Below are 24,197 nucleotides of genomic sequence, written 5' to 3' on the forward strand. Positions count from 1 at the left end.
CCCGGTGAGTTGGAGAACCGAACCCGCCTCCGGGACCCCGGCGGGGCCGGAGGCTGCACGCCTCCGGCCCCGCCGGGAGCCTGCTCCGGTCACACCTGGCGGCGCTCCCGGATCGCGGCGAGGATCTCGGCGACCGCCTCGTCGACGGGGACGCCGTTGTTCTGCGAGCCGTCGCGGTACCGGAAGGAGACCGCGCCCTTGCTCACGTCGTCGTCACCGGCCAGCAGCATGAAGGGGATCTTCTGCTTCTGGGCGTTGCGGATCTTCTTCTGCATCCGGTCGTCGCTGGAGTCCACCTCGACCCGCACCCCGTGCTCGCGCAGCCGGCGCGCCACCTCCTCCAGGTAGGGCACGTGCTCGCCGGCGATGGGGATGCCCACGGCCTGCACCGGGGCCAGCCAGGCGGGGAAGGCGCCCGCGTAGTGCTCCAGCAGCACCGCGAAGAAGCGCTCGATGGAGCCGAACAGGGCGCGGTGGATCATCACCGGGCGCTGCCGGGAGCCGTCGGCGGCCTGGTACTCCAGCTCGAAGCGCTTGGGCTGCTGGAAGTCGACCTGGATGGTGGACATCTGCCAGGTGCGGCCGATGGCGTCCCTGGCCTGCACGGAGATCTTCGGGCCGTAGTAGGCGGCCCCGCCCGGGTCCATGACCAGTTCCAGGTTCTGCTTCTGGGCGGCCTGCCGCAGGATCTCGGTGGCCTCCTCCCACTCCTCCGGCTCGCCCAGGAACTTCGGGGAGTCGTCGCGGGTGGACAGCTCCAGGTAGAAGTCGCTCAGGCCGTAGTCGCGCAGCAGGTCCAGCACGAAGGTGAGCAGGCTGTCCAGCTCCGCCGGCATCTGCTCCTTGGTGCAGTAGATGTGCGAGTCGTCCTGGGTGAACCCGCGCGCCCGGGTCAGGCCGTGCACCACGCCGGACTTCTCGTACCGGTAGACGGTGCCGAACTCGAACAGCCGCAGCGGCAGCTCGCGGTAGGAACGGCCCCGTGCCCGGTAGATCAGGTTGTGCATGGGGCAGTTCATGGCCTTGAGGTAGTAGTCGGCGCCCTCGAACTGCATGGGCGGGAACATGGCGTCCGCGTAGTTCGGCAGGTGGCCGGAGGTCTCGAACAGCCTGGCCTTGGAGATGTGCGGGGTGTTGACGAACTGGTACCCGGCCTCCTCGTGGCGGCGGCGCGAGTACTCCTCCATCTCCTTGCGCACCACCCCGCCCTTGGGGTGGAACACGGCCAGGCCCGACCCGAGCTCGTCGGGGAAGGAGAACAGGTCGAGCTCGGCGCCGAGCTTGCGGTGGTCCCGCTTGGCCGCCTCCTCCAGCATGGTGAGGTAGGACTTGAGCGCGTCCCTGGTCTCCCAGGCGGTGCCGTAGATCCGCTGCAGCTGCGGGTTCTTCTCGCTGCCGCGCCAGTAGGCGGCGGCGGTGCGCATCAGCCGGAACGCGGGGATGACCCTGGTGTCGGGCAGGTGCGGGCCGCGGCACAGGTCCTTCCAGCACACCTCGCCGGTGCGGGGGTGCAGGTTGTCGTAGATGGTGAGCTGTCCCGCGCCGACCTCGACGCTGGCCCCCTCGGCGGCCTCGCCCGCGCCGCCCTTGAGGTCGATCAGCTCCAGCTTGTAGGGCTCGTCGGCGAGCTCGGCCCGGGCCTCGTCGTCGGTGACGGCGCGCCGGGAGAAGCGCTGGCCCTGCTTGACGATCTCCTGCATCCGCTTCTCGATGCGCTTGAGGTCCTCGGGGGTGAACGGCTCGGCGACGTCGAAGTCGTAGTAGAAGCCGTTCTCCACGGGCGGGCCGATGCCCAGCTTGGCCTCGGGGAACAGTTCCTGGACGGCCTGGGCGAGCACGTGCGCGCAGGAGTGGCGCAGGATCGCCCGCCCCTCCTCGGAGTCGATGCGGATCGCCTCCACCACGTCGCCGTCGGCGAGTTCGTGGGCGAGGTCCCGCGGCTCCCCGTTGACCAGGGCGGCGATCACGGTTCGCCCGTCCGCTTCCAACGCCTGGCCCGCCGTGGTGCCCGCCGCCACCGCACGCTCGGTTCCGGCGAGGGTGATACGCAGTTCAGGCACGGCGGACACGGTGTCTCCTCGAAAAGTTCTCGTCGGCTGTCGACCGGACCGGCGGGTCCGGCGGCGGGGTCGTCCCGTCGTTCCGATGCTAGCGGCCTCCGGCCGCGCGCGCCGCACCGCCGACCCGGTGGTGCATCGGCGGATCTCGCGGGTAGATCTTCCGTCGAGACCTCACCGAAGAGGGAGAGAACAGGTGCGCATCGTCATCGTGGGGGCGGGAATCGCCGGACTCACTCTCGCGGTCGCGCTGCGCCGCCACGGCATCGCCCCGGTCGTTCTGGAGCAGTCGCACCGCCCTGTTCCGCCCGGGACCGGGATCCAGGTTCCCCCCTCCGTGGTCCACCGGCTCAGGGCGCTGGGCCTGGGCGGAGCCCTGGACCGCCGCGGCGTCCGTCCCGCAGGAGTCGACGTCCTGGACTGGCGGGACGGCTCCGTCCTGGACTCGCTGCCCCTGGGCCCCGACTGCGAACGCCGGTTCGGCGCGCCCTACTACACGATGCTCCGCTCGGAGCTGCACGCGACGCTGCTGGACGCGCTGCCCGCCGGGACGGTGCACACCGGCCGCTACGTCACCGACGTGCTGGACGGCGTCGACGTGGTCACCCTGTACTGCGCGGACGGCAAGCGGGTGCACGCCGAGGCGGTGGTCGCCGCGGACGGGGCCCACTCGACGGTGCGCCAGGCCGTGCTCCCCGCCGTGTCCCGCCCCTCACCCCTGCGGATCTGCCGGGGGCGGACGCCCGCCGTGCTCGTGCCGGGCGCCGACGCTCTGCGGATCAGGGTGTGGCCGCGCTCGGACCGGTACTTCGCCTGCTACCCGGTGGAGGGCGGGCGCACCGTCAGCTTCGGCGCGGTCCTGCCCGGCGAACCGGGGCGGCTGGAGTCCTGGGTCCCCGGCCGACGGGTCGGCGACCTGCTCGCCGCCTTCGCCGGTTGGAGCGGGGAGGTCACCGACCTGGTCGCTGCCGCGGAGTGGATCGGCGTGTGGACCCCGCACCGGCACTCCCCGTCCCGCGCGTGGTGCCGGGGCCGGGTGGCGCTCATCGGCGACGCGGCCCATCCGGAGCTGCCGTTCCTGCCGCAGGGACTGGCCCAGTCGGTCGAGGACGCCGTGGTGCTGGCCGGGCTGCTGCGCACGGCCACCGGCCCGACGGTGGAGAAGGTGCTGGAGCGGTACGCGGCGGCACGGCGGGGACAGGTCGGCCCCGCCGTGGACCTCACCCCGGACCGGCTGGACTCGCTGCTCGAACTGCGCGCCGCGGGGGTCGGGACCGAGGGCCGCTGACCGCCCCGTCCGCCGGGTCGGCAGGGTGCGACGTGGTGTTTTCCACCGACCGCCGTCCCGGGGGCAGCTATCGTGGTGACCATGTCCGCCCACCCAGCGACCGGTTCGGACGGTGTGCCTCCCGCGGCACCGCAGCTCCGCAGCCGCAGCAGAGTCCGCCGATGGCGGAGGCTCCGCGTCCACGCGCGCTTGTGGCGCAGGCGCATGCACTCCCATCCGGCGCTTCACCTGACCTGGCGGTTCACGGTCGGCCTGGTCGGCTCGGTCGTCCTGCTGGGCGGCGTGGTGATGTGCGTGACTCCCGGTCCGGGGATCGGAGGGGTCATCGTGGGCCTGGCGATCCTGGCCACCGAGTTCTCGTGGGCGCGCCGCCTGCTGTGGCGGGCCCGCCGCTACGCCTCCCGGGTGCGGTCCCAGGCGGCCGAGAAGATCCGGGAGCACCGGCTGCGGTCGTCCTCCCGCGCGGGCGCGCGGGTGGTCCCCGATGCTGTCCCGAACCTGTCTGGACATCACAAAGCCCCAGGTGATCTACTGAAAGACTAGTAGGTAACCTGGGGCTCGTGGGCGATACTGGACTCGAACCAGTGACCTCGTCGGTGTGAACGACGCGCTCTAACCAACTGAGCTAATCGCCCTGCCTGGGTCCTGTTCCCCGTGCGGTGAACCGGACAAGGAAAACTCTAGCGCATCCGCGGGGGTGGGTGATCCACTCGGACGCGCGCCCCCTCGACAATGAGTGTGGTCGATGTCACATAATACTTGCGCAAGGGGAGGTCAACGCACACAAAATGTGAAAGCCCCTCATATACCGGCGATGTGGGCCCTACCCCGACCCGGGGACCCCCACACGCCACCCCAAGGGTGATGCGGCCCACAGGCCCTCCGGAAATTCTTCGTTTCCCCAGCTCATTACATTGGCCGAAGAGTGTGGGAAGTCCCGGCGCGACGCCGCCTCACCTCCAATCGAAAAGTTCCCCGGTAACGCGTCACTGATCGTCCGGCCCGTCGAGCGGACGAGATGGCAGTCCCCGACGCCTGGGGAAGCCCGGCCATCCGAACGCATCTGACCGGACGAGAGAAGGTTTGGCTTATGAACAGCAGCGGCACCTCTGTCACCTGCGAACTCGGTCTGCGACTGATCGTCCCCGACCGCGCCCCCGTGCCCCTGGTCGCCCGGCTCGACTACTCCGTGAGCGATCCCTACGCCATCAAGGCCGCCTTCCACGTGGGTGAGGACGAGCCCGTGGAGTGGATCTTCGCGCGGGAACTGCTGACCGTCGGCATCGTCCGCGCGGCCGGTGAGGGCGACGTCCGCGTCTGGCCCTCCCAGGGAGAGGGGAAGCGCACCGTCAACATCGCGCTGTCCTCGCCCTTCGGCCAGGCGCAGTTCGACGCGCAGGTGGCACCCCTGTCGGAGTTCCTGCACCGCACCTACGAACTGGTCCCGGCCGGCCAGGAAGGCGACTACATCGACCTGGACGCCGAGATCACCGAGCACCTCAGCTGACCGGGCCGCGGTCGGCGCCCCTGGCCGGCCCGGACGCCGCTGTCCCACGTGCGTCCGGCGACCGGGACCCTCCGAAAGTTCCCGATCAGGGGCTTACCCGGCCGCCTCCCGACTAAACCGCGATATGCGGCAGGCCACAGAAAGCGCCGCGGTTCCCGCAACCGCGGCGCTTTCCGCGTCCGAGGACCGCTCAGGGGTCCATGTCGGCCGCGCTGCGCTCGGCGAACACCCTCATGGCCTCGGCCGTGACGGGGCCGGGAGCCTCGGGCAGCGCCCGGCCGTCGACGGCGCGGATCGGCTGCACGTCCCGCCCGGTGGAGGTCAGGAACGCCTCGGTGGCCTCCGACAGCGCCGCCATCGGCACGTCCTCCTCCACACCGCCCACCCATTCCAGGACCAGCTCGCGGGTGATGCCCGCCAGCGGCCCCGCCGACAGCGGAGGCGTCACGAGCCGGCCGTCCAGGACCACGAAGACGTTGCTTCCCGTCCCCTCGCACAGGTTGCCCGCGGTGTTGGCGAAGATCGCCTCACCGGCGCCGCGTCGGCGCGCGTGGTCGAGGGCGAGCACGTTCTCGGCGTAGGAGGTCGTCTTCAGCCCGCTCAGCGCGCCCTTCTCGTTGCGGCTCCAGGGCACCACGGCCACGTCCACCGTCGGCGCGGGCCGGGCGAACGGCCCCACGGCCACCACCGCGGTCAGCTCCCCGCCCGTGCGTTCCGAGCCCAGCGGTCCCGGTCCCCCCGTCACGGTGATGCGCACCCGGCCGGGATCGGTGTCCGGGTTGGCCGCCAGGGCCTGGCGCACCCCGTCGCGGATGAGGTCGAGGTCGACCTCCCCCAGTCCCAGGCCGCGCGCCGACCGCGCCAGTCGGCGCAGGTGCCGGGTGAGCGCGAACGGTTGGCCGCCCACCGACTTGACCGTCTCGAAAACCCCGTCGCCGACCGTGACGCCGTGGTCGAGGACGGGAATCCGCGCCTCGCTCTCGTCCACCACACGGCCGGTGCCGTAACCGGCTCCGGCGATCCAGATCCTCATGCCCGTCCCTTCCCTCGTCCCTCTCGTCCCGAGGACGCCCCGCTCCTCCGGACCGCGTACCCGCGCCACCGTCAACAGGTTGACCGGCTCCGGCCGGAGCCCCCCGGGGCCGCGGATACGGGAGTACGGTAGCGAGTCGGTGTGGGACGTTCCGCCTCCTTCGCCCGCCCGTACCGGAAGACGACCACACCGGATCCCCAAACACATCACAAATGGCTATCATCTGGGCAACGCTCGTAGGACCACTGACAACCAACCGCCGGTGACCACCGGACCCCGCCTCCGGCTTCGGTCCGTCCACTTCCACACGACGACACAGATCAAGAGAGCCATGACCCCACGGAGCACCGCCCCTGGCGAACTGAGTTGGCTGCTCGACGACCTCCTCACCCGTGCGGAGGGCACGCACCACGCGATCGTGCTGTCCACCGACGGCCTGCTGATGGCCTCGTCGAGCCAGCTGGAACGTTCCGACGCCGAGCAGCTGTCCGCCATCGCCTCCGGGTTGCAGAGCCTGGCCGGGGGAGCGAGCCGGCGCTTCGGCTCCGGAAACGTGCGGCAGAGCATCATCGAGATGGACAAGGCGTTCCTCTTCGTCGCCGCCGCCGGCGAGGGAGCCTGCATGGCCGTCCTCGCCGACGCCGAGTGCGACGTCGGCATGGTCGCCTACGAGATGAACATGGTCATCCAACGCGTCGGCCAGTACCTCGCCGCCCCGCCGCGCCCGGACATCCCCCTCTCCCCCGGACCGACCGAACGCTGAACCGCCCGTTCGGTCGGCGGTCCCCACTCGCCGACCGGACGGCACACCCGCCGTTTCCCCGCTGCCGAGGCTGTCGAGTTTGTAGGACCGCCGGAATCCGCTACAGTTCTTAGCGCAGCAAGAGACGCCCTCCACGAGGGGGAAACGGTCTCTTCCGCGCGGACGTGGCTCAGTTGGTAGAGCATCACCTTGCCAAGGTGAGGGTCGCGGGTTCGAATCCCGTCGTCCGCTCGAAGTAACGCAGATGTGGAGCTTCACGCACCACGCGGACGTGGCTCAGTTGGTAGAGCATCACCTTGCCAAGGTGAGGGTCGCGGGTTCGAATCCCGTCGTCCGCTCGGCAGAGACCGCGACAGGGTCTCCGGGGCGATTAGCTCAGTGGGAGAGCGCTACCTTGACACGGTAGAGGCCACTGGTTCAATCCCAGTATCGCCCACCACAGCAGAACGCAGAGGGGTCCCTCCCGTCACGGGAGGGACCCCTCTGCGTTTCCTCAGGGGCTCGCCCCTGGCCACACGGTTCCGGTGCGGCGGCCGCCGCACCGGAACCGCCGGCGGGACGACGATGCCGCCGACCGCCTCCGCACGGACGGGCCGCGCGGCCGCACCCCGGACCGTCCACTCGGCGCCGCCGCGCGGGACCGCGGTGCGGGTTCAGTCCACCCCGAGCAGGTCGACGACGAAGACCAGGGTCTCGTTGGGCTTGATGACCCCGCCCACGCCCCGGGGGCCGTACCCCAGGTGCGGCGGGATGACCAGCTTGCGCCGTCCGCCCACGCGCATGCCCAGCACGCCCTGGTCCCAGCCCGCGATGACCCGTCCCGCCCCCAGGGGGAACCGCAGCGGCTCCCCGCGGTTCCAGGAGGCGTCGAACTCCTCCCCCGTGGAGTGGGCCACGCCCACGTAGTGGACGGTGACCACGGAACCGTGCCCGGCCTGCGCGCCGTCCCCGACCGTGATGTCGGTGACCTCCAGTTCGGCCGGCGGCGGACCGTCGATGTAGTCGATCTCGGGACGTTCGAGCGCCATGAGGCTCCCCCTGTCGTGGTTGGCAACAGGGTCATCAGCATAGGAGGTCGCGCACCCCGCTCCGACCCGTCCCGCGGACTCCGCCCCGGGCCCACCGCCTTGCGGAACGGCTCCGGCTGTGCGAGCCTGCGGAGTCGCGCCGGTGCGGACGGTCTCGACGAGGGAGCGGGCATGCATTTCGTCTTCATGGGGGTCTCCGGGAGCGGCAAGACCACCGTGGCGCGCGGGGTCTCCCAGCGGCTGGGGATCCCCTTCGCGGACGCCGACGACTTCCATCCCGAGGCCAACGTCGCCAAGATGGCCAACGGCGTCCCGCTGACCGACGCCGACCGGCTCCCCTGGCTGCGGTCGCTGGCGGCCTGGATCGGCGAGCACGAGGAGCGGGGCGACTCCTCGGTCCTGGCCTGTTCGGCGCTGCGCCGCTCCTACCGCGACATCCTGCGCGGCGGCGCCCCCGGCGTCTTCTTCGTCCACCTGCACGGCCCGGCCGAGCTGATCGGGGAGCGGCTGCGCCGCCGCCGCGGCCACTTCATGCCTCCCGGGCTCCTGGACTCCCAGTTCGCGGCCCTGGAACCGCTCGGCCCCGACGAGGCGGGCGTGGTCCTGGACGTCGCCGCCGCTCCCGAGGAGCTGGTGGCGGAGGCGGCGCGGACCGCCGCCGGACTCCTGGCCGAACGGCGCTGAGGGCCGCGGAGCGCTCAGCCGGGCAGCCAGAGCACCTCGACGTCGCCGCCGCGCCACTGCGGTGGCAGCACGGCCAGGGCGTCGGCCGCGGCGGCGCCGCGCAGCGAGGCGGGGCGGTCGTGCCCCACGGGGCGAGCGCGGTCCCCGACGACCCGGACCGCGACCAGGCGGGTGTCGTGCTCGTGCGCGGCCACGTCCCCGTCCAGACGGCACCGCGCCGCGCGGCCGGGCTCGGTCCCGGGCCGTCCGGTCATGGCGCGCAGCAGCGGGAGCAGCAGGGTCAGGGCCGCCGCCAGCGCCGCGCCCGGGTTGCCGGGCAGTCCCACCACCACCGGTCCGGGGCGCGCTCCCCCGCCCAGCCGGGCGAGCAGCTGCGGATGGCCGGGACGGCAGCGCACACCGTCCACCAGGACCTCGGCCCCGAGTTCGGCGAGTGCGCCGCGCAGGTGGTCGGCCGGCCCCACCGAGGAAGCGCCGCACACCACGACCACCGACTCGCCGTCGCCCTCGGCGAGGGCCGAGACCAGCGCCCCGAAGCCGTCGGGGACGCCGCGCAGCGCGGTGAGCACGCCGCCGCCCGCGGCCACCAGGCCGGGCAGCATGGGGCCGATGGCGTCGCGTACCGCTCCGGGGGCGGGAACCCCCGCGCGGACCAGTTCGTCGCCGCTGACCACGGCGCGCACCCGGGGCCGGTGGACGGGGAGGCGGTCGTGGGCCAGGCTCGCGGCCAGTCCGAGGACCGCGGGGGTGACGACGGTCCCGGCGGGCAGCACCGTCGCGCCCTCGGCCGTCTCCTCGCCGCGGCGCCGCACGTGGCGGCCGGGCCGGACGGCCCCGGTGAGCGTGTCGGCGTCCCGCCGGGCGTGCTCGTAGGGCAGGACCGCGCCGGTGCCCTCCGGAACGCGCGCTCCGGTGGCGACCTCCACCGCCTGTCCTGCGGAGAGCACGATGTCGTGCGGGTGGCCGGCCAGCACACGTCCGCGAACGGTCCAGGGGCCGCTCCCGCAGACCGCGTAGCCGTCCATGGCCGCCGCGTCGTAGGCGGGAGCGGCAATCCGGGCCCGCAGGTCTTCGGCGAGCACCCCGCCCAGGGCGTCGGCCAGGGCCTCCCAGCGCGCCGCGCCGGGGCCGCAGCGCCGTCCCAGGGACCGCGCCGCCTCTCGGGCCGCCGGCCAGGGCAGGGCTGCTCCGGGCGGTCCGCCTCTCGTCCCCGCCGCGGCGGGGTCGCCGTGTCGTCGCACGTCTCCCTTATATCCCCTCGGTCTCCGCGGGGCCGTGCGGCGCCGGTGTCCGGCCGTGTCACGGGGCCCGTCCGGGAGACACCGGCGGCGTATTCGATTTGCCGTCTCGGCAGATTCCGCTACAGTTCTTAATGCACGAGGGTGCGGGGCCGGTGTTCCGGTCCGGTACCGAACGGCACGCGGACGTGGCTCAGTTGGTAGAGCATCACCTTGCCAAGGTGAGGGTCGCGGGTTCGAATCCCGTCGTCCGCTCGGAGATCGGCGGTGCGGTTCTTCCCACCGTTGTTTTGTCCGGTGGAGTGGCCGAGAGGCGAGGCAGCGGCCTGCAAAGCCGTCCACACGGGTTCAAATCCCGTCTCCACCTCTGACTCCCCTGACCGGGGCGATTAGCTCAGTGGGAGAGCGCTACCTTGACACGGTAGAGGTCACTGGTTCAATCCCAGTATCGCCCACCAGTCATCGGTACCGGACGGCCGACCTTTCTGCAGAGGGTCGGCCGTCCGGTTTTTCGCGGCCTCCGCGGCCTGTCCTTCCCTCCCCGTCATCGGCGTCCGGTGGCCCGCCGCACCCGCGGAAACGCGGCGGATCTCGCCGGATCCGACCATACTGGCCTGGACAGAGGGCAGACGCCCGCACAACGACCGTTCGGGAGGTTCTTCATGGCTCGACCGCCGTCTCCGTACGACTTCCTGCCGCAGGTTCCCGCCTTCACCGTCACCAGCAACGACGTCTCCGACGGCCAACCGCTGGCCCGACCGCAGGTCAGCGGGGTGATGGGCGCGGGCGGCGAGGACGTCTCCCCGCACCTGACGTGGAGCGGCTTCCCCGAGGGGACCCGGAGTTTCGCGGTGACGTGCTTCGACCCCGACGCGCCCACGGCCAGCGGGTTCTGGCACTGGGCGGTGTGCGACATCCCCGCCGGGGTCACCGAGCTGGCCACCGGGGCGGGCGCGGAGGGCGGCGCGGGTCTGCCCCCGGGCGCGGTGATGCTCCGCAACGACGCCGGAAGCAAGGCGTACGTGGGGGCGGCCCCTCCGTCGGGGCACGGTCCGCACCGGTACTTCTTCGTCGTGCACGCCGTGGCCGTGGAGAGCCTCGGACTCGACGACTCGACCTCTCCCGCCGTCCTCGGCTTCAACCTGTTCTTCCACACGCTGGGACGGGGCATGGTCGTGCCGACCTACGAGGTCCCCTGACCCGTGCGGCGCCCGGGCCGCTCCGCGGAGCGGCCCTCCCCCGACCGCGGGAACCGGGATATCGTCGAAGGGCCCGCCGCCCGAACACGCCGAACCGGAGGAGGCGACGTGACGCCGGCTCCCGACCAGCACTCCCCCGTCACCACGGTGGTCCTCGACTACGGCGAGGTCCTCTCGGTGCCGCCGCCGCCCGCGGTGCGTGCCCGCCTGGAGGAGCTGAGCGCCGTTGCGGCCGAGAAGTTCTGGGACGCCTACTGGCAGGAGCGGCGCGCCTACGACTCCGGGCTCGACTCCCGCGAGTACTGGGACCGCGTCGGCGCCCGGCTCGGCGTGTCGTGGGAGCCCGCGGTACGGCAGGAACTGTGGGCGACCGACGTGGGCGGCTGGCTGCTCCCCGACCCGGAGGCCGCCGCCCTGGTCGCCCGGCTCGCCGCCGGCCCGACCCGGTTGGCCCTGCTGTCCAACGCCCCCCACGACCTGGCCGGCGCGCTGCGCCGCGCGCCGCTGCTGCGCGGCTTCGACTCCCTCTTCTTCAGCTGCGAGATCGGGCTGTGCAAACCCGATCCCGCGGTGTACGAGCACGTGCTGCGGGAGCTCGGCGTCGAACCCGGTGAGACCCTCTTCGTCGACGACCGGGAGGAGAACGTGCGCGCCGCGGCGGAGTTGGGGATCCGCGTCCACCACCACACCGGGGTGGCCGAGCTGGCCGGGCTGCTCCAGCAGCTGCTGCGGGATTGACCCGGCGATCGGCGGGTAGTCCCCGCTCCTGTCGTCTCCGGACCGCCCCGTCGTACGGCGCCGCCGGTCCTCCGGGCGACGCGGGGGACGTCGGCTGCTGTTCTCCCCGGGCATCCCGACGTATCGTGATTGAGACCCCGTCGGTCACGCGAAGGGGGAAAAGGGGATGCAGGACGAAGACCGTGTTCCGCCGAAGCGGATCCGCGCCTCGGACGCCGATCGGGACGCTGTCGCGGAGCGCCTCGCGGTCGCCCTGACCGAGGGCCGTCTCGACCTGGCCGAGTACGACCGCAGGTTGACCCTGGCGATGAACGCCGTGGTCATCGGCGATCTGCTGCCGCTGGTCGCCGACCTTCCCGAACCCGCTCGCGACGAGGTCGTCCCCGCCGACTCCGCCGACTCCCGCGAGCCCGCCCCCGCCTCCTCCTCGGCGTGGAAGGAGTGGGTCGACGAGTGGCGGTGGTGGTTGGGCGGCGCGATCATCATGAGCAGCATCTGGGGGGTCACGAGCATCATCGGCGGGGCGCTGCTGCCGTTCTGGCCGCTGATTCCGCTCGGTGTCTGGGCGGCGATCCTCCTCGCCGCGGCCGTGTGGCCGAATGATGAATCCCGTCGCCGCTGAGATCCGTCCGAGTAGCGGGGGCCGGATGCGCCGCGGAGCGCGCCGGGAGACGCCGTCCGGTCGCGGCCCGCTGCTTCGGGGCCCCGGCGGGGCCGGCGTTCCCCCAACTCCTCTAGATTGATCGGCAGACAGGAATCGAGGGCGGACATGAGCGACGACCACCTCCCCGCGGAGCGGATGCGTGCCTCGGACTCGGACCGGGACGCGGCCGCCGAACGGCTGGCCCTCGCCCTCTCGGAGGGCCGTTTGGACCTGACCGAATACGACGAGCGGCTCTCCGCGGCGATGCGCGCCAAGACCGTGGGGGAGCTCGCCGGGCTGACCGAGGACCTGCCCCCGGTCCCCGGCTCGGCAAGCGCCCCGGTGGACCTCGCCGAGGTCGGCTCCGCCCACGCCCCGGCGCCGACGTGGCGGGACCGGCTGGAGCCGTGGCGCGGTTTCGCCGGGATCTCGATCATCCTGGTGGGGATCTGGGCGGTCACCAGCGTGATGGCCGGGGAGCTGCTGTACTTCTGGCCCACGTGGCCGCTGGGGATCATGCTGGTCATCACCGCGGCCAACTCCCTGACCGGATCCTCGTCCCCGCGGCGGGGCCGGGACCGCTCCGCCGGCGAGGACTGACGCCGCGGGCTAGCCGGTGGCGTGCAGCCACCGCACCGGGGCGCCGTCACCCGCGTAGCGGAACGGCTCCAACTCCTCGTCCCAGGCGCGGCCCAGCAGTTTGTCCAGTTCCTCGGCGAGGTCGAGTCCGTGGGTGGCGGCGCGCTCCATGGCGTCGCGCAGTCGGGCCTCCGACACCAGGACCTCGCCGGAGGCGCTGGTCACCGCGCTGAAGAAGCCGAGTGCGGGGGTGTAGCTGTAGCGCACCCCGTCACAACCGGGCGTGGCGTCCTCGGTGATCTCGTAGCGCAGCCGCTGCCAGCCCCGCAGGGCCGAGGCGATCGCGCCGGACAGCCCGGGCGCCCCCTGCCAGTTGAGTTCTGCCCGGTAGGTGCTGGGAGCCGCCGGCTGCGGTTGCCAGTCCAGTTTCACAGGTACGCCGACAACGCCCGCGACCGCCCACTCGACGTGGGGACACAGCGCCGCGGGCGCGGAGTGGACGTACAAGACGCCACGTGCGGACACCGAACCTCCTGATACGAACGAGTGCGCTTCCCCGACGCCCCCGTACCCCCAGAGGAGATGTCCGTTGCTGGGTCTTCTCCTCTTTCCATTGTGTCCCATGCACCTCAGCAGCACCAGGGTTCAGAAGACCGAAAATGCCAAAAAGGTCCACATCCCGCAGGCCCGGCGGTTACCGTGTTTCTCCAGGCATGGCCGGATGTGTGATTTTACTGGGGGTGCCCTTGGGTGGCCAGACCCGCAAGGCTTCTTGTGTCAAGGAACTCGTCCGGCGTGCCGCGCACAACGACGAGGCGGCCTGGGACGCCCTGCTGGACCGGTACTCGGGGTTGGTCTGGGGGATCGCGCGTTCCTACCTCCTGCCCTTCCACGACGCGCAGGACATCACCCAAACGGTGCTGTGCAATCTCGCCGAGCACCTCACCCGGCTGCGCGACCCCGAGCGGCTGGGGGCGTGGCTGGCCACGGTCACCCACAACGAATGCCGCCGCCACCTGCGGATTCGCGGCAGGGACCGGCCGTTTCCGACCGAGGAGCTGGACGGTCCGGACCACCGGACGCCCGAGTCGATCAGCCTGGCGGCCGAGGACGTCGACCGGGTGCGCTCCGCGGTGGCGCAGCTGGAGTCCCCGGAGCGCGAGGTGGCCCGGGTGGACCTGTACCGTCCCGGACTGCCGCCGAGGGAGGCGGCCCGTCTGGCGGGCGTGTCCGTGGAGGAGCTGCTGCGGGCGCGGCGCCGGGCGCGGCGCCGACTGCACCGACTGCTCGGCCCTGAGGAGGATTGTTGAGCGACACTTCGGACCCCGCGGAGCGCCCGCCCGAGCGGGTGCTGGAGGCGGCCCGGGCGGCCTACCGGTCGCGCCGCCCCGACACACTGCTCGCCACCCCACTGGCGGACTCCGCCGCCGATGCGCTCCCGGGGCTGCGCAGGGGACCGGAGTCGGGGCCGCGGCTGCTCGCCTTCCGCGCCGCGGAATCGGAACTGCACCTGCATGTCACGGCCCGGGGCGACACCTGCGATCTGGTGGGCCAGTTCGTCCCCGCGGGCCGCTTCGCGGTGCAGCTGCGGCACGCCGGAGGGGTGGCGTCGCACTCCAGCGACCCGGGCGGCGCCTTCGTGGCGCGTTTTGTACCGCGGGGACCGGTCAGCCTCGTCTGCTTTCCCGTCGATTCGGCTGGTCCGGGCCTGACCGTGCCGTGGACGCTGCTGTGATCCGCCGGCCGCGCCATCGTTCACAAATCACCCGCACCACCACACCGGTAACTAATCATCCATTTCACGAAAAATAATTCACGCCCCTAGAAAAATGGATGTTCTTCCGCCTCTCTCGCCTTTTCCGAGGCGGGCTGCTATTACTTGGTGTGCCGTTTTCACCAAAGGCGTCGAACGTCTGCGAGTCCCCTCTCCGGACGGTTCGCCGCTCCGTTTCCCCGTTATTCCTCCGACCGATCCCCCACGGAAGGCGATAACGCATGGCGGACCCGCACCGGCCCTCCGGCCGTCTGCCCGTCTCACTGGTGGCACGCGATCCCGTCGAGGCGCGGCGGCGCGCCGACCGGCTGCTGGCCGGCTCCGCCGATCCGCGGACCCGGGCCTCCGCCCTGCGCGTGAGCGGCCTCGCCGCCTACGAGCTGGGCCTCGTCGAGGAGGCCCGGAAACGGCTGACCGCGGCGGTCCGTGTCGCGGTACGCGCCGACCTGGCCGACGAGGCCGCGCTGGCGCGGGCCTCCCGGACCGGGGTGCTGTCCCGCCACGGCGGCGGCCCCGCACCGCTGCCCGACTCCTCCCGCGGCTCGGCCATCCTGCTGCTGGCCCAGGGCGTGGCCGCCTGCCAGGACGGCCGTTTCGACGACGCCGTCGCCGCCTTCACCGCGGCCGAACCCGCGTTCCGCACCGCCTCCGACCCGCGTCTGCTCCCGGGGCTGCTGTGCAGCCAGGGACTGGCCCTGCTGCACGCCGAACGGCTGGCGGAGGCCGAGGACGTCCTGCACCGCGGACTGGCGCTGGCCGAACGGTACGTCCTCCCCCGGTTGGGCGCCGCCATCACCCAGAACCTGGGCTGCCTGGCGGCCTGCCGGGGCGACACGGCACTGGCCATGGAGCGTTTCGACGCGGCGGCGCCGCTGCTGGGGTCGCCGACCCGGCATCCCGCGCTCACCCTGGACCGCGCCCACGCCCTCGCCGACGCCGGCATGCTCCGCGAGGCCGGACTCCTGCGCCGCTCCCTCGGCCCGGTGCGCGGCGGCGGAGCCCACCGGGCGCTCGCCGAACTGCTGTCGCTGAAACTCGCTGCGGCGCGCGGCGACACGGCGGCGGCCGCGGCCGTGCTCCACCGGCTCCGGCGGATCTTCGGCACCGGGTCGTCGTGGCTGCGCACGGCCGAACGGATCACCGGGGACTTCGGGGACGTCCCAGCGGCGCGCAGCGCGCCGGAGCCGGCGGGCACTCCTCCGCCCGCGGCCTCCCCCCACCTGGAGTTGGCCGCGCACGCCCACCCCCCGCGCACCAGGCGGGCACTGCACGACGCCGCCGCGGCGCTGCGGGCGGGCGACGCCGCGGCCGCGCTGCGGCACCTGGAACGGACCCGGACCGTCTCCACCGGTTCCCACACCTGCCGGAACCAGAGGTGGGCGGCCCTGCTGGACCACTACCGCGCCGCGCACGCCGAGGCCGCGCGGGGAGTGGTCCGGGCCCGCCACCGGCTGGCCCGGCTTGAGGTGGAACTCGCCGTGGACCAGTGGCACCCCTGCTGCCGCCGCGGCGCGCCCTCCTCCCCCGACGGCGGAGATCTGCTGACCGGACTGGCCGCGAAGCTCGGTTCCCGGGCCCTGGTGCACTACCCGGACCTGGCCGCGGCGCCGGTGGCGATCACCCTGGTGGACGGCAGGGTCCGACTGCACGAACTGGCCGACGCGCGGACGGTCGCCGACGCCGTGGCCGCCTTCGAGCACCTGGCCAGGATGCAGGCGGTCGCCCTGCGCGCCCAGACCGCGCGGCTGCTGGCGGAGCGGGCCGAGAACGTGCACCGGCTCCTGGTGGCCCCGGTGGCCGCCGCGATCGGCGACCGTGACCTGGTGGTCGCGCCGGGCGCCGCCACCCAGACCCTCCCGTGGGGGCTGCTGCCCGCGCTGCGGGGACGTCCGGTCAGCGTGGTGCCGTCGGGGCAGGTCTGGCTGCGCTGCCGGGAACGCGCGCTCCGCTTCCGGCGGCGGCGTCCGCGGGTGCTGCTGGTGGCAGGGCCGCACCTGGCCGCGGCCGAGGCCGAGATCGCCGCGGTGGCCCGGCTGCACCCGGGGGCGCGGACGGTGGTCGGCGGCGAGGCCCGCTCCCGTACGGTGCTGCGCGGTCTCGCCCGCGCCGACCTGGCGCACCTCAGCGCGCACGGGTTCGAGTGGGACGGCGCCCCGATGTGCACCGGACTGTGGCTCGACGACGGCCCGCTGTTCGCCTACGACCTGGAGCGGGTGCGTCGGCTCCCCTCCCTGGTGGTGCTCTCCTCGTGCGGCTCGGGCCGCTCCGTGCCCGCCGCGTCGGGGCTTCCGCTGGGCATGGTGGCCTCCCTGCTGGCCCGCGGCAGCGCCACGGTGGTGGCGAGCGTGCTCCCGGTGTCCGACGAGGCGACCGCCGCGGCGATGGTGCGCGCCCACGGCGCGCTGCGGGCGGGCCAGCCGCCGGCGGCCGTGGTCGCCGAGCACCTGGCCGACAGCGGTTTCGTGTGCTTCGGCGCCGGTTGAGCGCCGCAGCGCGGCCCCGGCGGGCATGATCGACGGGCCGGGGGTAGAGGGCGGGCATGGCTGAGATGCGTGACGACCACAGGACGGACCCGGTGCTGGCGGAGGACCTCGACGAGAGCACCGTGGTCCCGGAGGCGCGGACCGCCCCGTCGGAGGAGGAGACCCGCCGCGACCGGGTCGAGGATCCGATCCACGCGCTGGACTCCGACTACGAGGACGCCGGCCAGCCCGCGCTGGCGGACACCACCGAGGACACCGTCCTGCCCGGCGACCGGCCCGCCGCGATGGACGAGTTCGGCACCACCGGAACCGACAAGGAGGCCGGGGAGCCGCTGGACGTGGCGCTGTCCCGGGAGGAACCCGACGTCTGGGAGCGGGAGGGAGAGCCGGTGGCCGAGGGCACGGCCGAGGCGTCTCCCTCCGCGGGAGAGCTCGTCGCCGAGGACGAGGGGGTGCGCCCCGACCGGGAGGCCGAGGCGACCGCCGACGACGCCGGTGTGGACCGGGGCGGGCTGGCTCCCGAGGAGCGCGCCGTCCGGGAGCGCGAGGAGCCGTGAGGCGCGGGGGCTACCAGCCGCGCCGGTGCCACTCGGGCAGGCTGGGGCGCTCCGCCCCCAGGGTGGTGTCCCGGCCGTGCCCCGGGTAGACCCAGGTGTCGTCGTCGAACCGGTCGAAGAGGCGGGTCTCCACGTCGGTGATCAGACTGCGGAAGTCCGCGTCGCTCCAGGTCTTTCCGACTCCGCCGGGAAAGAGGCTGTCGCCGGTGAACAGGTGGGTGTGGCCGGCGGGGTCGTCGTAGCACAGGGCGATGGAGCCGGGGGTGTGCCCCCGCAGGTGGATCACCGAGAGCGTGCAGGCGCCCACGCGGACGGTGTCGCCGTGCTCCACCGGTTCGTCGGTGGACACCGGGAGTTCCGGCGCGTCGGCGGGATGGGCGACGGTCCTCGCCCCGGTGGCCCCGACCACATCGGCGAGGGCGCCCCAGTGGTCCCGGTGGCGGTGGGTGGTGATCACCCGGGCCAGACCGTCGCCGCCCACCAGGTCGAGCAGGCGGTCGGCCTCGGCGGCGGCGTCGATGAGCACGGCCTCCCCGGTGCGCGTGCAGCGCAGCAGGTAGGCGTTGTTGTCCATCGGGCCGACCGCGAGTTTGCTGATGGTCAGTTCAGGTAGCTGCCGCACGTCGGCGGGGCCTCCGACGTGCGTGTTTCCGGTGTAAGGCACGCCCCCATTGTGCCCGGTGCGGGCAAGGGGCCCGACGGCGCCCGGCCCCGGCCGGTTCTCAGCCGAGGGGCCCCAGCCCGGAGAGCGGCCCGCTGCGCAGCAGGGGCACGTGCAGTTCCTGCGGGGTGAGCGACCCGTGGTGGCCGACGAGCTGGGACTCGACGCGTTCGCGGCGCGGTGCGACGAGCGCGGTGGTGCCGTGCGCGACGGCCAGGACGTCGCCGACCCGCACCAGCAGCTCGTGGTCGACCGTGGGGGGCGGGCCGAACCAGCCGGCTTCGACGGCCTCGGCGCGGCTCACCACGGTGGCGTGTCCGGCGAGCCGTTCCCGCCACGCGGCGAGCACGTCGGCCTCGGCGCCCGGCCTGGTGTAGACCTGGCGGGCGCGGGGTTCCCCGGCGAGGACCCGCACTCCCGCGGTGAGGTCCGGGTCGCTCTCCACGTCGATGCGGCCCTGCGGGTCGGTGTCGACCATGCCGTGGTCGGCGGTGACGTAGAGGACGGCGTCGGCGGGCAGCACGGCGGCGAGCTGCTCGGCGAGCCGGTCCACCTGGCCGAGGTGGTGCCGCCAGTGCGGGGAGTCCACGCCGTGCAGGTGTCCGAGCAGGTCGAGCTCGGAGTGGTAGACGAGGAGGTAGGCGCGGTCGGCGGCGGTGAGGGCGGCTTCCGCGCGGACCACCAGCTCGGTGGTGGTGTCGGCGGGGACGTAGCGGCTGCCGCGCGCGGAGGCCCGGGTGAAACCGCCCCCCTCGTAGGCCGAGGCCGCGATGTAGGCGGTGGCCACCCCCGCGGCCTCGGCCCGCTCGTAGGTGGTGCGGCACGGCTGCCAGGTGAGCGGGTCGATGTCGGCCGTCCAGCGCAGGTGGTTGAAGACGGCGCCGTCGCCGGGCAGGGCCACCTGGTAGCCGAAGACGCCGTGGCGGCCGGGGGCGGCGCCGGTGCCCACCGTGGTCAGGGAGGTCGCGGTGGTGCTGGGGAACCCGGCGGTGATGGGGGTCGACGCCTCCACGAGGGAGGCCAGGAAGGGGGCGTGGGCGCGGTTGGCGAGCAGCGCCTGCCAGCCCAGGCCGTCGACCAGCAGGACGCAGGCGCGGCGGGTGTCGGGCAGTCCGAGGATGTTGGGTTCGCCCGCCACCCCCAACGAGGCGAGGACGGAGGGGCCCAGGTCGGCCAGCGAGGCCGTGCCGTAGCGGGGCGTCTCCAGGGGCGGGCCGGCGGGGGGCTGGGCGGTGGTCATCGGGCGGTGGCCTCCGACAGGGCTTGGGCGAAGTCGAGCAGGTTGGCGACCGCGTCCGGGCCGTCCGCGGCCTGGCTCACCCGCAGGGTGAGGGGCTCGGCGGTGACCCCTCCGGTGTAGCCGTGGTCGAGTTCGCAGGACTCGTCGGCGCACGCGGCGGGTTCGAGGTCGATGCGGGCGATGGACCCCCAGTTCACGGTGAGGCTGATGCTGAGGACGGCCTCGCTGGGCAGGGTACCGGGAACGTAGGCGGCGGGGTCGGGGACGACGCGGGTGAGTGCGACGGAGTGGATGCTGTCCAGGCGGACGGAGTCGGTGGTGGTGGAGGCGTGCGGTCGACCGTCGGGGGCCTCGGGGGGATGTTCGTCGGTGTGGCAGACGATGAGCCGGGTGGAGGTGAGCAGCAGCACGCTGATGTGTCGCCGCACCTCCATTCCCGGGTCGAAGGTGGCTTCGTGGTGCACCACGAAGGCTTCGGCGGTCTCGCTGCCGAGGGCGGTGGCCACGGCGTCGGTCACGAGCCCGGGGTAGTATCCGCTGCGCTCGATCTCCAGGCGCCAGTCGGTGGACACTGCACGCGTTTTCCTCATGTGTCCATCCTGCCCTCTCGGACTGGTCACACGCACCTCGGTCCGCTCTTGACCGGGGGCGCAGGCGTGTACCCGGGGCACGACGGGGCAGTGCGGTGGTATGGACGCCACGATTCCGCCGGTCCCGGAACCGCCGGGACCCGGCCCCAGGCCGCCCGGGCCCGTGCCGCCGGAGCCGGAGCGTCCCGGGCCCGCTCCGCTTCCTCCGGAGCCGCCGATGCCCGTGCCGGAGCCGCCCGCTCCGGGGCCGGTCCCTCCGGAGCGTCCGGTGCCGAACCCGGAGCCCGGCCCCGACCCGGTGTGACGGGCGCCTTGCGGCTCAGAACGGTACGCGCAGCCGCCGGGGGCCGGCGTCGGGCCGCATCTCGGGGGCCTCGCGCAGCCACACCCGCGCCCCCATGACGTGGGCCCCGGTGGAGTTGACGATGACCGGGTCGAGGTCGACGTAGGCGACGTCGGGGAGCGCGTCGACCAGGCGGGAGACCCGGACCAGCACCTCTTCCAGCGCGTCCACGTCGGGCTGTTCGGCCAGGGACGAGGTGCCCGCGGGCAGGCCGAACAGCAGCGGGGAGGAGCGCACCGCGCGGACCAGGTCGGCGGCGTCGGCGTCGGTCAGCGGCGCGAGCCGGTAGGCGCGGTCGTCGAGCAGTTCGGCGGTGACGTCGGCCAGCCCGAAGGCGATGACCGGGCCGAACGAGGGGTTCTCGCCCGCGCGGACGAGGGTGGGCACGCCGGGGGCGACCATGCGCTGCACCACGAGCATCGCGTCGTCGCCGAGCCGCTCGTGCAGCGCGGTGTAGGCGGTGCGCACGTCCTCCGCGGAGTGCAGTTCCAGGCGGATGCCGCGGCCGCCCGCCCGCAGGCGCAGGTCCGGGGAGTTGGCCTTGACGACGACCGGGTAGCCGAGCTGCTCGGCCGCGGCCGCCGCCTCCTCCTCGGAGCCGACCGGGAGGTACGGCTCGACGTGGATGCCGTAGCAGCCGAGCAGTTCCCGTGCGGTCTCGACGGGGACCGCGGCCTCCTCGTTGTGGACGGGTTCGCTGGTGAACCAGACCGAGTGCTCGGCGGTCCCGGCCGCCTCGGCGTCGGCGAGGGCCTTGGTGATCAGGGCACGGGCCCGGGCGCTGTCGATGTCGGAGAGTTCGGGGTGGCGTCCGTGGGAGCGCTGCCGCCACCTGGCGTAGCGGGTGGCGTGCGCCAGCGCGCGCACGGCGTCCTCGGGCGCGGGGTAGGACGGCACGGAGCCGCGCAGGGTCTCGCCGTCCTCCCCGACCAGCCGCAGTTCCTCGGGGATGCCCTGGTGGCCCAGGTAGGCGGTGACGATCGGTTTGGCGGAGCGCGCCGAGCGTTCGCGCAGCACCTCGGCCACGCCGCTGGAGATGGGGGCCAGGGCGGGGATGAACACCACGACCAGCGAGTCCACCGAGTCGTCGGCCAGGGTGGCGTCGAGCGCGTCGGCGAAGTCCTGGTCGGTGGCGTTGGGTCCGAGGTCCACCGGTTCGTTCGGCCGCAGTCCCGCGCGCACGCAGGCGTCCTTGACGAGCAGCGCCAGGGAGGCGGAGTTGCCGATGATGCCGACCCGGGGGCCCCGGGGCAGGGGCTGGTAGGCGAACAGCTGCGCCACGTCGAACATCTGGGTGATGTCCTCCACCCGCACCACCCCGGACTGTTCGAACAGGGAGGTGACCGCGTAGTCGGGCAGGGCGGGCGTGCCCGCGGCGTGGCCCACCGGGACGCCGCGCACGGTGCCTCCGCTGCGGACCACGACCACCGGCTTGTGCCGGGCCAGGCGGCGGGCCAGCCGGGTGAACTTGCGGGGGTTGCCCAGGGACTCCAGGTACTGCAGGACGACCTCGGTGGCCGGGTCCTCCTCCCAGTACTGCAGCAGGTCGTTGCCGGAGACGTCGGCGCGGTTGCCCGCGGAGACGAAGGTGGACAGCCCCATGCCGCGCTGGGTGACGCGTTCGAGGATGGCCCGTCCCAGCGCGCCGGACTGGGAGAAGAAGCCGATCCGTCCGCGCGGGGGCAGGTGCGGGGAGAGGGTGGCGTTGAGGGAGACCCTCGGGTCGGTGTTGGCCACGCCCAGGCAGTTGGGGCCGACCACGCGCATTCCGGCGGCGCGCGCGGCGAGCACCAGCTGCTCCTGGCGTTCCCTGCCCTCGGGGCCGGCCTCGCCGAAGCCGGAGCTGACCACGACGAGTCCGTGCACGCCCTTGCGCGCGCACTGGTCGACCACCTCGGCGACCATGTCGGCGCGGACCGCGACGACGGCGAGGTCGACCGGGTCGGGGATGTCCAGGACGCTGGGGTAGGCCCGCACCCCGGCCACGGCCCTGGCCTCGGGGTGGACAGGGAAGACGGGGCCGCGGAAGTCGCCGTTGAGGAGGTTGCGCAGCGCGGTCTGGCCGATGGTGTGCGCGGCGCGGCTGGCGCCGATGACCGCGACGGACTCGGGGAACAGCAGCCGGGCGATGGAGCGCGACTCGGCGCGCTGTTCGCGGGCGCGCATCACCTCCAGGGAGACCTCGGTGGGTTCCAGGTCGAGGGTGAGGCGGATGACGCCCTCGTCGAAGGTCTGCTGGGCGGTGTAGCCGGCCTCCCGGAACACGTTGATCATCCGCCGGTTCTCGGGGAGCACGTCGGCGATGAAGCGGCGGATGCCGCGTTCGCGGGCCGCGGCGGCGATGTGCTCCAGCAGCACCGAGGCGATCCCGCGGCCCTGGTGGGCGTCCTCGACGACGAAGGCGACCTCGGCCTCGTCCTGCTCCACCTTGTCGTAGCGGACCACCGCGACCATGGCGTCGCCGATGGTGGCGATCAGGGCCACCCGGTCCTCGTAGTCGACCGTGGTGAACCTGGCCACGTCGCGGGAGGAGAGCTTGGGGTAGGGCGCGAAGAACCGGTAGTAGATCGTCTCGGGGGACAGCCGCGAGTGGAACTCCTGGAGCAGGGCGGCGTCGTCAGGAGTGATCGGCCTGATGTGAGCGGTGCCGCCGTCGGTCAGCACGACATCCGCTTCCCAGTGCTTGGGGTATGACTGCACGATTGTGAGGGTAGACGACTTCTTCCCCGGTATGGGGGATTATCGCCGGGAAGGCGGGACGCTCCGGAGGGCCGGCCCGGGGGTGCGGCGGGAAGGTCCAGCGGATTCGTTACCCGGGGTGTGTCGTGGACCTGTTAACGTCTCAGAGCGCGTAGGAAAACACGTGCGCCACCCGGTCGGTAAGGATATGACTCATGACGCGAGTAGTCGTCGTCGGTGACCTCATGACCGATTCCATCGCGCGGGCCTTCTACCCTCTCGCGCGCGGCAGTGACACCCCCGCGTCGGTGGCCACCTACGGGGGCGGCTCCGGGGCGAACGTGGCCGCGTGGCTGGCGGTGGAGGGCACCGACACCGCGTTGATCGGTCGTCGTGGTTCCGACATCACCGGACGTACCCGTGAGATGGAGCTCATGGGCTACGGCATCGACGCCCGCATGGTCATGGACCCGGAGCGTCCGACCGGCACCTGCGTCGTGATGATCACGCATCGCGGCGACCGCACGATGCTCAGCGACCCGGGTGCCAACGCCGCGCTCCAGCCGGAGGACCTGCCGCGGGACCTGTTCGGTCCGGACGGGCACCTGCACCTGTCGGGGTACACGCTGCTCAACGAGGGGTCGCGCCGCGCGGCCCGGGTGGCGTTGCGGCTGGCCCGGGAGAACGGCATGTCCATCTCGGTGGACTGCGGTTCGCACGCCCCCCTGGAGCGGGTCGGCGCCGAGGCGTTCCTGGACTGGACGAACGGCGCCCGGCTGCTGTTCGCCAACCGGGAGCAGGCGGCGGTGCTGACCGGGCGCGACGACGCGGAGGCCGCGGCGAAGGTGCTGACCGCCTGGTACCCCAACATCGTGATCAAGCTGGGCGCCGACGGCGCGCTGTGGGCGTCCAAGGCGCGGGAGGGCACGCTGCACGTGCCCGCCGAGCCGGTGGAGCCCTCGCCGGGGTCGATCGGCGCGGGCGACGCGTTCATCGCGGGTTTCCTGCCGACCTGGCTGGCCGGTAAGCACCCCAAGGAGGCGCTGGTCAACGCCCAGCGGCTGGCCGCCCGCGCCCTGCACCAGCCGGGGGCCCGCCCCGACCTGGACTGAC

General features: G+C 73.1%; 23 protein-coding genes and 7 tRNA genes. 20 read left to right on the forward strand and 10 right to left on the reverse strand.

Translation table 11 applies throughout. From position 1 onward, the window contains the following. Positions 1 to 89: 89 nt before the first annotated feature. On the reverse strand, positions 90 to 2,069 hold the full coding sequence (thrS, locus tag FOF52_RS10510) for a threonine--tRNA ligase (protein ID WP_248593632.1): 1,980 nt from the start codon (positions 2,067 to 2,069) through the stop codon (positions 90 to 92). Positions 2,070 to 2,253: 184 nt separating this feature from the next. On the opposite strand from thrS, the gene FOF52_RS10515 reads away from it, so the two are divergent. After that, positions 2,254 to 3,345, forward strand: a complete 1,092-nt coding sequence (locus tag FOF52_RS10515; protein ID WP_248593633.1) for an FAD-dependent oxidoreductase — start codon at positions 2,254 to 2,256, stop codon at positions 3,343 to 3,345. 204 nt (positions 3,346 to 3,549) lie between these two features. After that, positions 3,550 to 3,888, forward strand: a complete 339-nt coding sequence (locus tag FOF52_RS10520; protein ID WP_248593634.1) for a PGPGW domain-containing protein — start codon at positions 3,550 to 3,552, stop codon at positions 3,886 to 3,888. An 18-nt stretch (positions 3,889 to 3,906) separates the two neighbouring features. Here the strand turns inward: FOF52_RS10520 and FOF52_RS10525 are convergent. Then, positions 3,907 to 3,980: transfer RNA gene (locus FOF52_RS10525), tRNA-Val, on the reverse strand. 455 nt (positions 3,981 to 4,435) lie between these two features. Between FOF52_RS10525 and FOF52_RS10530 the strand changes: the two genes are divergently transcribed. Further along, the gene (locus FOF52_RS10530; protein ID WP_248593635.1) at positions 4,436 to 4,852 is read left to right on the forward strand and encodes an SsgA family sporulation/cell division regulator; all 417 of its coding nucleotides are present in this window, start codon (positions 4,436 to 4,438) and stop codon (positions 4,850 to 4,852) included. 190 nt (positions 4,853 to 5,042) lie between these two features. Here FOF52_RS10530 and FOF52_RS10535 read toward each other — a convergent pair whose 3' ends face one another. Further along, positions 5,043 to 5,885 carry an aminotransferase class IV gene (locus FOF52_RS10535; RefSeq protein ID WP_248593636.1) on the reverse strand — a complete coding sequence of 281 codons (843 nt, stop codon included), beginning with the start codon at positions 5,883 to 5,885 and terminating at the stop codon, positions 5,043 to 5,045. A gap of 331 nt (positions 5,886 to 6,216) precedes the next feature. Between FOF52_RS10535 and FOF52_RS10540 the strand changes: the two genes are divergently transcribed. The 4 genes from FOF52_RS10540 (at position 6,217) to FOF52_RS10555 (ending at position 7,087) form a co-directional block, all read left to right on the forward strand. Continuing rightward, positions 6,217 to 6,648, forward strand: coding sequence for a roadblock/LC7 domain-containing protein (locus FOF52_RS10540; RefSeq protein ID WP_248593637.1), 432 nt, complete (start codon positions 6,217 to 6,219; stop codon positions 6,646 to 6,648). 158 nt (positions 6,649 to 6,806) lie between these two features. After that, a tRNA-Gly gene (locus tag FOF52_RS10545) sits at positions 6,807 to 6,879 on the forward strand. A 34-nt stretch (positions 6,880 to 6,913) separates the two neighbouring features. Further along, positions 6,914 to 6,986 (forward strand) — tRNA-Gly (locus tag FOF52_RS10550). A 26-nt stretch (positions 6,987 to 7,012) separates the two neighbouring features. Then, positions 7,013 to 7,087 (forward strand) — tRNA-Val (locus FOF52_RS10555). Between the two features lie 214 nt (positions 7,088 to 7,301). On the opposite strand, the gene FOF52_RS10560 is transcribed toward FOF52_RS10555, so the two are convergent. Continuing rightward, a complete protein-coding gene (locus FOF52_RS10560) occupies positions 7,302 to 7,676 on the reverse strand; it encodes an FKBP-type peptidyl-prolyl cis-trans isomerase (RefSeq protein WP_248593638.1) in 375 nt (124 codons plus the stop codon). 171 nt (positions 7,677 to 7,847) lie between these two features. Between FOF52_RS10560 and FOF52_RS10565 the strand changes: the two genes are divergently transcribed. Continuing rightward, a complete protein-coding gene (locus FOF52_RS10565; protein WP_248593639.1) occupies positions 7,848 to 8,360 on the forward strand; it encodes a gluconokinase in 513 nt (170 codons plus the stop codon). 14 nt (positions 8,361 to 8,374) lie between these two features. Here the strand turns inward: FOF52_RS10565 and FOF52_RS10570 are convergent, their stop codons facing one another. After that, on the reverse strand, positions 8,375 to 9,601 hold the full coding sequence (locus FOF52_RS10570; protein ID WP_248593640.1) for a molybdopterin molybdotransferase MoeA: 1,227 nt from the start codon (positions 9,599 to 9,601) through the stop codon (positions 8,375 to 8,377). A gap of 179 nt (positions 9,602 to 9,780) precedes the next feature. Here FOF52_RS10570 and FOF52_RS10575 point away from each other — a divergent pair. The 7 genes from FOF52_RS10575 (at position 9,781) to FOF52_RS10605 (ending at position 12,778) form a co-directional block, all read left to right on the forward strand. Next, positions 9,781 to 9,853 (forward strand) — tRNA-Gly (locus FOF52_RS10575). 41 nt (positions 9,854 to 9,894) lie between these two features. Continuing rightward, positions 9,895 to 9,965 (forward strand) — tRNA-Cys (locus FOF52_RS10580). 16 nt (positions 9,966 to 9,981) lie between these two features. Further along, a tRNA-Val gene (locus FOF52_RS10585) sits at positions 9,982 to 10,056 on the forward strand. A gap of 204 nt (positions 10,057 to 10,260) precedes the next feature. Beyond that, positions 10,261 to 10,797 carry a YbhB/YbcL family Raf kinase inhibitor-like protein gene (locus tag FOF52_RS10590; RefSeq protein WP_248593641.1) on the forward strand — a complete coding sequence of 179 codons (537 nt, stop codon included), beginning with the start codon at positions 10,261 to 10,263 and terminating at the stop codon, positions 10,795 to 10,797. A 108-nt stretch (positions 10,798 to 10,905) separates the two neighbouring features. Next, on the forward strand, positions 10,906 to 11,535 hold the full coding sequence (locus tag FOF52_RS10595) for an HAD family hydrolase (protein WP_248593642.1): 630 nt from the start codon (positions 10,906 to 10,908) through the stop codon (positions 11,533 to 11,535). A gap of 166 nt (positions 11,536 to 11,701) precedes the next feature. Next, positions 11,702 to 12,157, forward strand: coding sequence for a DUF1707 SHOCT-like domain-containing protein (locus FOF52_RS10600; RefSeq protein ID WP_248593643.1), 456 nt, complete (start codon positions 11,702 to 11,704; stop codon positions 12,155 to 12,157). Between the two features lie 147 nt (positions 12,158 to 12,304). Continuing rightward, positions 12,305 to 12,778, forward strand: a complete 474-nt coding sequence (locus tag FOF52_RS10605; RefSeq protein ID WP_248593644.1) for a DUF1707 SHOCT-like domain-containing protein — start codon at positions 12,305 to 12,307, stop codon at positions 12,776 to 12,778. Between the two features lie 9 nt (positions 12,779 to 12,787). Here the strand turns inward: FOF52_RS10605 and FOF52_RS10610 are convergent, their stop codons facing one another. After that, on the reverse strand, positions 12,788 to 13,282 hold the full coding sequence (locus FOF52_RS10610; protein WP_248593645.1) for a DUF3145 domain-containing protein: 495 nt from the start codon (positions 13,280 to 13,282) through the stop codon (positions 12,788 to 12,790). Between the two features lie 215 nt (positions 13,283 to 13,497). Here FOF52_RS10610 and FOF52_RS10615 point away from each other — a divergent pair, with 215 nt between their 5' ends. The 4 genes from FOF52_RS10615 to FOF52_RS10630 all read left to right on the forward strand — a co-directional run bounded on the left by FOF52_RS10615 (position 13,498) and on the right by FOF52_RS10630 (position 17,571). Continuing rightward, positions 13,498 to 14,067 carry an RNA polymerase sigma factor gene (locus tag FOF52_RS10615; protein WP_248593646.1) on the forward strand — a complete coding sequence of 190 codons (570 nt, stop codon included), beginning with the start codon at positions 13,498 to 13,500 and terminating at the stop codon, positions 14,065 to 14,067. After that, positions 14,064 to 14,492 (forward strand): hypothetical protein, encoded by a 429-nt coding sequence (locus FOF52_RS10620; RefSeq protein ID WP_248593647.1) that lies wholly within the window; start codon positions 14,064 to 14,066, stop codon positions 14,490 to 14,492. Before FOF52_RS10615 ends, FOF52_RS10620 begins: the two co-directional genes overlap by 4 nt. Before the next feature lie 260 nt (positions 14,493 to 14,752). Then, the gene (locus tag FOF52_RS10625; RefSeq protein ID WP_248593648.1) at positions 14,753 to 17,014 is read left to right on the forward strand and encodes a CHAT domain-containing protein; all 2,262 of its coding nucleotides are present in this window, start codon (positions 14,753 to 14,755) and stop codon (positions 17,012 to 17,014) included. A 56-nt stretch (positions 17,015 to 17,070) separates the two neighbouring features. Then, complete coding sequence (locus FOF52_RS10630) at positions 17,071 to 17,571, forward strand: DUF5709 domain-containing protein (protein ID WP_248593649.1); 501 nt, start codon at positions 17,071 to 17,073, stop codon at positions 17,569 to 17,571. A 10-nt stretch (positions 17,572 to 17,581) separates the two neighbouring features. Here FOF52_RS10630 and FOF52_RS10635 read toward each other — a convergent pair whose 3' ends face one another. From FOF52_RS10635 to FOF52_RS10650, 4 genes are all read right to left on the reverse strand, one after another. Continuing rightward, positions 17,582 to 18,235, reverse strand: coding sequence for an MBL fold metallo-hydrolase (locus tag FOF52_RS10635; protein ID WP_248593650.1), 654 nt, complete (start codon positions 18,233 to 18,235; stop codon positions 17,582 to 17,584). Positions 18,236 to 18,293: 58 nt separating this feature from the next. Next, entirely contained in the window at positions 18,294 to 19,472 is a 1,179-nt protein-coding gene (locus tag FOF52_RS10640) for an alkaline phosphatase family protein (protein WP_248593651.1), read from the reverse strand. Then, positions 19,469 to 20,044: a DUF5998 family protein gene (locus FOF52_RS10645; RefSeq protein WP_248593652.1), complete on the reverse strand. Its 576-nt coding sequence runs from the start codon at positions 20,042 to 20,044 to the stop codon at positions 19,469 to 19,471. The genes FOF52_RS10640 and FOF52_RS10645 overlap by 4 nt, the downstream gene beginning before the upstream one ends. A gap of 337 nt (positions 20,045 to 20,381) precedes the next feature. Next, on the reverse strand, positions 20,382 to 23,105 hold the full coding sequence (locus FOF52_RS10650; RefSeq protein WP_248593653.1) for a bifunctional acetate--CoA ligase family protein/GNAT family N-acetyltransferase: 2,724 nt from the start codon (positions 23,103 to 23,105) through the stop codon (positions 20,382 to 20,384). A gap of 194 nt (positions 23,106 to 23,299) precedes the next feature. On the opposite strand from FOF52_RS10650, the gene FOF52_RS10655 reads away from it, so the two are divergent. Then, a complete protein-coding gene (locus tag FOF52_RS10655) occupies positions 23,300 to 24,196 on the forward strand; it encodes a sugar kinase (RefSeq protein WP_248593654.1) in 897 nt (298 codons plus the stop codon). Position 24,197: the final 1 nt, after the last annotated feature.

Origin of the sequence: Thermobifida alba, from assembly GCF_023208015.1 — a bacterium.
Lineage (GTDB): Bacteria > Actinomycetota > Actinomycetes > Streptosporangiales > Streptosporangiaceae > Thermobifida > Thermobifida alba.

Coding starts and splice junctions, on each gene's coding strand:
- FOF52_RS10560 (WP_248593638.1), bottom strand. CDS start 7,676: ATGGCGCTCGAACGTCCCGAGATCGACTACATCGACGGTCCGCCGCCG.
- FOF52_RS10640 (WP_248593651.1), bottom strand. CDS start 19,472: ATGACCACCGCCCAGCCCCCCGCCGGCCCGCCCCTGGAGACGCCCCGC.
- FOF52_RS10630 (WP_248593649.1), top strand. CDS start 17,071: ATGGCTGAGATGCGTGACGACCACAGGACGGACCCGGTGCTGGCGGAG.
- FOF52_RS10605 (WP_248593644.1), top strand. CDS start 12,305: ATGAGCGACGACCACCTCCCCGCGGAGCGGATGCGTGCCTCGGACTCG.
- FOF52_RS10655 (WP_248593654.1), top strand. CDS start 23,300: ATGACGCGAGTAGTCGTCGTCGGTGACCTCATGACCGATTCCATCGCG.
- FOF52_RS10540 (WP_248593637.1), top strand. CDS start 6,217: ATGACCCCACGGAGCACCGCCCCTGGCGAACTGAGTTGGCTGCTCGAC.
- FOF52_RS10590 (WP_248593641.1), top strand. CDS start 10,261: ATGGCTCGACCGCCGTCTCCGTACGACTTCCTGCCGCAGGTTCCCGCC.
- FOF52_RS10565 (WP_248593639.1), top strand. CDS start 7,848: ATGCATTTCGTCTTCATGGGGGTCTCCGGGAGCGGCAAGACCACCGTG.
- FOF52_RS10520 (WP_248593634.1), top strand. CDS start 3,550: ATGCACTCCCATCCGGCGCTTCACCTGACCTGGCGGTTCACGGTCGGC.
- FOF52_RS10625 (WP_248593648.1), top strand. CDS start 14,753: ATGGCGGACCCGCACCGGCCCTCCGGCCGTCTGCCCGTCTCACTGGTG.
- FOF52_RS10530 (WP_248593635.1), top strand. CDS start 4,436: ATGAACAGCAGCGGCACCTCTGTCACCTGCGAACTCGGTCTGCGACTG.
- FOF52_RS10535 (WP_248593636.1), bottom strand. CDS start 5,885: ATGAGGATCTGGATCGCCGGAGCCGGTTACGGCACCGGCCGTGTGGTG.
- FOF52_RS10600 (WP_248593643.1), top strand. CDS start 11,702: ATGCAGGACGAAGACCGTGTTCCGCCGAAGCGGATCCGCGCCTCGGAC.